This is a genomic window from Salmonella sp. SAL00653, from assembly GCF_046552515.1.
In the GTDB taxonomy this organism is placed as follows: domain Bacteria; phylum Pseudomonadota; class Gammaproteobacteria; order Enterobacterales; family Enterobacteriaceae; genus Salmonella; species Salmonella enterica.
Map to the genome: position 1 here is coordinate 1 of NZ_JBGDTY010000034.1, position 5706 is coordinate 5706.

The 5706-nt window shown below is 46.5% G+C and carries 9 protein-coding genes; 3 read left to right on the forward strand and 6 right to left on the reverse strand.

Annotated features, from left to right (window positions below):
* Positions 1–189: 189 nt before the first annotated feature.
* The 5 genes from ACLJRU_RS23080 to ACLJRU_RS23100 form a co-directional block, all read right to left on the reverse strand.
* Positions 190–987: a hypothetical protein gene (locus tag ACLJRU_RS23080; RefSeq protein WP_023234785.1), complete on the reverse strand. Its 798-nt coding sequence runs from the start codon at positions 985–987 to the stop codon at positions 190–192.
* Between the two features lie 13 nt (positions 988–1000).
* Complete coding sequence (locus tag ACLJRU_RS23085) at positions 1001–1696, reverse strand: replication protein P (protein WP_000801767.1); 696 nt, start codon at positions 1694–1696, stop codon at positions 1001–1003.
* On the reverse strand, positions 1693–2529 hold the full coding sequence (locus ACLJRU_RS23090; protein ID WP_001539624.1) for a replication protein: 837 nt from the start codon (positions 2527–2529) through the stop codon (positions 1693–1695). The genes ACLJRU_RS23085 and ACLJRU_RS23090 overlap by 4 nt, the downstream gene beginning before the upstream one ends.
* A gap of 91 nt (positions 2530–2620) precedes the next feature.
* On the reverse strand, positions 2621–2995 hold the full coding sequence (locus tag ACLJRU_RS23095) for a CII family transcriptional regulator (RefSeq protein ID WP_015702794.1): 375 nt from the start codon (positions 2993–2995) through the stop codon (positions 2621–2623).
* Positions 2961–3188, reverse strand: coding sequence for a transcriptional regulator (locus ACLJRU_RS23100; protein WP_000145711.1), 228 nt, complete (start codon positions 3186–3188; stop codon positions 2961–2963). The genes ACLJRU_RS23095 and ACLJRU_RS23100 overlap by 35 nt, the downstream gene beginning before the upstream one ends.
* Positions 3189–3201: 13 nt before the next feature.
* Between ACLJRU_RS23100 and ACLJRU_RS23105 the strand changes: the two genes are divergently transcribed.
* From ACLJRU_RS23105 to ACLJRU_RS23115, 3 genes are all read left to right on the forward strand, one after another.
* On the forward strand, positions 3202–3669 hold the full coding sequence (locus ACLJRU_RS23105) for a helix-turn-helix domain-containing protein (RefSeq protein WP_001539622.1): 468 nt from the start codon (positions 3202–3204) through the stop codon (positions 3667–3669).
* 150 nt (positions 3670–3819) lie between these two features.
* Positions 3820–4293: a DUF6932 family protein gene (locus tag ACLJRU_RS23110; RefSeq protein ID WP_023234784.1), complete on the forward strand. Its 474-nt coding sequence runs from the start codon at positions 3820–3822 to the stop codon at positions 4291–4293.
* Entirely contained in the window at positions 4290–5222 is a 933-nt protein-coding gene (locus ACLJRU_RS23115; protein WP_000997167.1) for a hypothetical protein, read from the forward strand. The genes ACLJRU_RS23110 and ACLJRU_RS23115 overlap by 4 nt, the downstream gene beginning before the upstream one ends.
* A 32-nt stretch (positions 5223–5254) precedes the next feature.
* Here the strand turns inward: ACLJRU_RS23115 and ACLJRU_RS23120 are convergent, their stop codons facing one another.
* Positions 5255–5461 (reverse strand): hypothetical protein, encoded by a 207-nt coding sequence (locus ACLJRU_RS23120; protein WP_000373338.1) that lies wholly within the window; start codon positions 5459–5461, stop codon positions 5255–5257.
* Between the last annotated feature and the right edge of the window lie 245 nt (positions 5462–5706).

The following is a 5706-nucleotide window of genomic DNA, read 5'->3' on the forward strand; positions in this document are numbered from 1 at the left end:
CACTGTCAGTCTTAACGGCTGCTATACGCGTCAGAACACCAGTCTGGTACAGGTCAGTGAACGCAGGTTTCTTCCTGATTATTATTCGCATATCTACAAACCTAAGAAATGTTGATTACAAACCACTGATTCGTATTTTTTGATTTTACACTAATGCCGATCACAGGACCGGCATGTAGATACGGGACATTAGCTCTGCTCTGGTTTTGGTGCGGTATCCACCATCGCGCAATATATTTCCCGAAACTGAACACAGAATGCGGTTGGATCTTTACTGTCGAAAACCACATCATCACATTCCATCGCTGCCGCTATCATTTCGTCCGTTGGTTCAACGGGGACAAGTGCGTAACCATCCGGAATTACCGGAGAGTTGCCAACCAGCGCTTCTTGCAGCCGTTCAAGCTTCACGTATTCCTGAACGCAAGTTCCCGAGTAGTTATTTAGCCAGATGGTCGCCTTTTCTGGGTTAGGCGTATAAGTAACCACTTCTCCCGATTTCCAGTACAGGGCGTACAGGTCAGCGACTGCCTTAACCTTTGCGTATAGCAACTCATCACGATTACTTACAGGTTTGCTACCCTGAAGCATGGCAGCGCGACAGGCGTTCCAGATTTTCTGAGCCAAAAACTTATCGCCAATGTTATGAGCCAGCAGACTGACAATTTGATCCGCCAGGCCTTTTGGCATTTCCTCCGGCACTACCGGCGCTGGTGCTGCGGAGTAGAAATACGGCCTGATAGTCCACTTTTTATTCCAGAAGTCCCGCGTTTTCTCGGCCTCCTCAAGCGTTGCAACACTACAGCCAACCTTTCCGCACTCTTTGATGACGTGGTATCCGGCTGGCTCTTGGTATTTCAGCCCCGCATTCTCCGCTACCAGCGCCGCGCATCTGGCTTCCAGTGCCGCTATAGTAGTTACGTGTTCAGCATTACGTTCTGCAAGCTGATTCATGGTTAAACCATCAGTTATTCCACGTTCTTTCATTTGGTTGCTCCTGTTAAATCAGACCGGCGTCTTTGCGTTGTTTGTATTTCGCCATTAACAACTCGGCTGGCGTTGGACCGCGATCCCGCGACGGCGCGGATAAAGCGCGACGAACAGGCGGTATGGGTTTACCTGCAAGAGCTCGCTTTTCCCAGTCATGCAGGATGTCGCCAGCGGCCCGGATAAGTTCCTTTTCACTTAATTGCCCCTCAGTTCCACGGCGGCGCAGCTCCAGGCAGACGTGGTAATACAGCGGATTTTTATCTCTCCAGGGGAACTGCTCACTGGTCGGATAACGGAAAACCAGCTTTCTCCAACGCCAGTATTCGTCCATGATGTCGTCAACACTGACCCCTAGTGCTCCACTCCCCTCACGGCACCACGAAATAAACTGACCTGGCGACGGCCAGAACGGAGACTGGCTGGAACGGGCTTTCTGCATTCCGGCGGATAGCTGCTTGCGGGTGCGGATGCCATTTTCTGAAAATGCCGCTATCCACTGCTGCTTAGCTACTCGCTCGTCAGCATCGGAGCGGAGATTGGTTTGCGTCGCGGCTGGGAAAATCTGCTTCAGTTGCATGAACAGCGCGTCAACAAGGCGCTCAGCGTCTGAATTCACAACCCGGCCATGCTCAGGGTTACCCCTGGCTATGCTTGCCATCGCTGCGCCATCCCGATTGTTTATTGCGCGGTAGAGTTCAGGTTTCATAGGAAATCCCTCCATGCATCCGGGCTGTTCCAGTGGATACTTTCCTGATCGGTATCTCTGCTGCGCTTCGCCTGTCCGTCAGGTTCGAACAGACCCTGCCAGCCATTCGCAATACTGCGGTTAATAATTTCTTCAGGTGTGTATCCGTTCAACCTGCAGCGGTCGAGCAGGTTGATAGCCTGCGTCACGGTCTGCTGAGACTTGATCGGCTTTTTCAGGTCACGGCGGTATTCAACCCATGAAGACCAGGTGATCGAAGACAGCCAGTCAGGCAACTGAACACTTGATGCATCGAACGAAACCGCCCGGGGGGGTTTAGGGGGTTTATTACTATTGTCTTTACTGTCTTTTGTAATAGTGTCTTTTGTGTTTACCTGATTTGGGTAATAGCCGTTACCTGATTCGGGTAAACTTTTCTTACCTGATTCAGGTAAATTTACCTTTTCCAGGTAAGGTTTTTTTTCTGTACCTTTTACAGGTAAAGATGACCATTCGCTGACCGTTTTATTAATCCCGATAACACGACCGGTTTGAGTTAATATCCCCCGCTTAACCAGGGCGCTTTTTGCAGATGAGCACTTATGAGGGAGAATGCCGGTCAGCACCGAGAACTGCTCGTTACTGACCCAGTCAGATTTCTTATTGAAGCCGTATGTTTTGCGCATGACAGCCATGAACACCAAAAGCTGATGCTGCGACAAACCTGCATGCATTACAGCCTCAAGGATCTCATTGGCGATGCGCGTAAACCCATCATCGAGATCTGCCACGCGCGGCTCCTTATGTGCCACGTCAGGCACAGGAAAATTGATTACTTCAGCAGTGTTTGCCATAATTACTCCTGTGAATTGATCCAGTTAATTCCACCAGAAAGCCGTTGGTGACCCCTCACCGCGGCTTTCGCCTTTTTGGTTGCTACCATTTTCAGTCCCACCCCAGCGCATCCGGCCTGGCTCGTTCAGCCTTTAGCCCGGCATCAGCGAGAATCTCTACGGCTGTGAGATAGTTTCTGGATACCAGTACCGCTTCCGGTGGCGCGGCCTGAATCCCAAGAAAAGCCAGCTCTTTCGCCATGTTGCAGAAATATCCCTCAGCTTTACGCCTGCTGACTGTCGACTCGCTGATGCCCATATGCTCGGCGTATGATTTCTGCCCTACTGATGCAAGCCGGTTGAGCAGGACACTCTCTATCTCAATCGGGTTGATTTCTGGTGGGTCTAACTTTCGTGCAATTGCGTTCTCCATGGGTAAATATCCTCTATGGTTATTTGGCTGATGCCTCTTGGCTTGGTAATGCATCTGTTGGATTTGGATACAAGTCAGGCCGTAACTCATGTGGCGTAACACCTGTAAGTTCGAAAACTGAACGAATGTGATCGGGGGGAATCCCGGTCTTTTTCCAGTTGGAAATTGTCATTTTTGAAAATCCAAGCGCTCTTCCAAGAGCAGCCCCTGTTCCAAATTTTTGAATTGCTTTTTCAATACCAGTCATAGGACCTCCTTAGATGGCAAAAGTAAAGCATCATTTTACCAACAAGTCAAACTACGCATGCCTACCTACAAGTAAAGCAATCATTTACAATGCGGTGATGAGCGATAACACACTGACGAATGGCCTGATCTCCAGGCTGGCAGAGTTAAATAAGAAGGGTTTCTCTAAAACAGAGATGGCCAGGGTAGCTGGTGTCAGCAAACAAGCAGTTTCCAGTTGGTTCAAAACAGGAAGAATTAGTAAAAGCTCCGCATTAGCTATCGCTGATGCTGCTGGCGTATCAATTCCGTGGCTGCTTGGTGAGGATGTCGGAGAGAAAGACGGACTTAAACCTGACGAACAGCGCCTGCTTGAGCTCTATCGCCAGTTACCGGAAGAAGAGCAGCAGAACATGTTGCGGATCGTATCTCTGCGATTGAAAGAACTCGACGAACTGTATGCGAAGTACATGGGGCGAAGGATTAGAAGCGAACCAGAATAATACATTTATTTTCAAATGGTTAGTATGATGTAAATTTATTATCGTGTGCCTAACAAGTAAGGCACATTTTTCACGACGCATACGAAAATAACACTTAGGTCAAAAACTCGACACTACACAAAAACATAAATACTTACAGCAAGGCAATGCATGCAAAAGTTGTGTTTTCCCCCGTTACTTACCGCGGGTTTCCATGATTTTGATGACGATGGACTGAAGCGTTTATGTGTTGATAGCCTTCCAAAGTCATTGCGTCGAAATGATTTGTACTGTAAATATATACAGTACATGAAATTCATTCGCGACATTAACCTGCAAATAAAATGTTTTAGCGAAGTTTGGATAGATGGTTCGTTTACTACAGAAAAACCAGAGCCAGATGATATTGATTTACTTTTAGTTTTAGATTATCAAGCATTGAATCAGTTACCTTCTACATTGCATGGTCAAGTAGGAGCAATGCTGGATCGTCAATACGTAAAGCAGAATTTTGATATTGATGTTCTGCTCTTGGCTGAAAACCACCCTCAAGTTAACTATAGTGAGAGAAGAAGTTACTGGCGCGGTTGGTTTGGTTTTGATCGTAAGGAGAATCCAAAGGGTTTGGTGAGGATCATGCTATGAACGATGATAAAATTTTCAAGTCATTAAATGACAGAATTGCTTTCGTTCAGCGTGAGGTTGACTCTCTTTCCCTAACGAGTAACCACACTTTTGCTGATAGAGTTTTATTCAACTCTATGGATTCTCATTTAAGCGATTTACTGAAAGAAAAACGTCACATCGAGTCGAGACACCCACTGGTTGACTTCATGGAGTTGCGCCTCAGAGGGGCTTTGGTTGATTTTGGAACAATTCCTTTAGAGCTTCTTTCTGCATTATCTGGCAGCCTGGCTGGGCTAATTCAAAAAGCGACACACAGAATCTCAAGCGGTAAAGACTCCAGTAGAGTACCGCAAAGTATAAGAACACAACTAGATATGCGGCTTGCTGACTTAACACCAGGCTCAACAAGGTTAGCTATCACCTTTTCAACAGGATCGTGTGAATTAGTTGATACTGTTTCGAGCCACGCTGTTAAGGAGATTTTTTCACTTTTAGGCACAGATAATGACGTTGAGTTCATCTCGAAAATTGCTGAAATAGGTACAAATTCTGCCGCCAGTTTGCAAAAAATTGCCCAAGAATGTGAAAAAAACAACTTAAACTTTGATCTTAGTTGGGTTGGCCCTCTTAGTAATGGAAAACGCCATGTTTCATTGAACAATGAACGTTTACGTAAGTTATCTCAGCGCCTAATGACCACACATGTATCCAAACCTTACGATGAGATTATTACCGGTGAATTAGCTTTATTATCTATGTTCGGGAAATTGGAAATAGTCAATGAATTCGGCAAGTTTAAATGCTCATATCCTATTGAAATGCTTGGTAACTTACAAAGTAAATATAAGGTAGGGGAGCGTGTTAGCGTGATTGCGACGGTTACAGAAATACACAACGAGAGACTGAATTACGTCAAGAAAAATCTTATGATTAAAAGTTTCCAGTAAAGTTTTGACTCCCGGCCTTCGCGCCGGGTTTTTTATTGCCCTTTTCTCACCATAGCAGCCGCATCCCGTAATACACCTTTGTGAATAACGTTCCCGACTCTCCTCCGCTTCTCCTCCAGACGTTCAACGATTGCATCACGGTTAATCACTACGCCGTCGATTATCAATTCGACCACTGCGCCGCCAATCTCACCCGCAATGAATGCCGCACGGTCTTCTTCCAGCTCGTCACGATCCATAACCACCCCTTACTGATGTTTTTTTAATCATATACATATTGAGCGGCTACACATAGTTCAAAAATGAACACGCTTGTTGTACAGCCTTGCCTTACACTTCAATTCCGTATTGGTTGACTATAAAGTAAAATAATGATTTACTTATTCCATAGCAACAACGAACCACCGAGGCAGGACGCCCACGAAGTAGCCGCCCGGGGCATACGAAGACCGGAATGAGATGGCAAGGTTAACGCGCAGCAGGT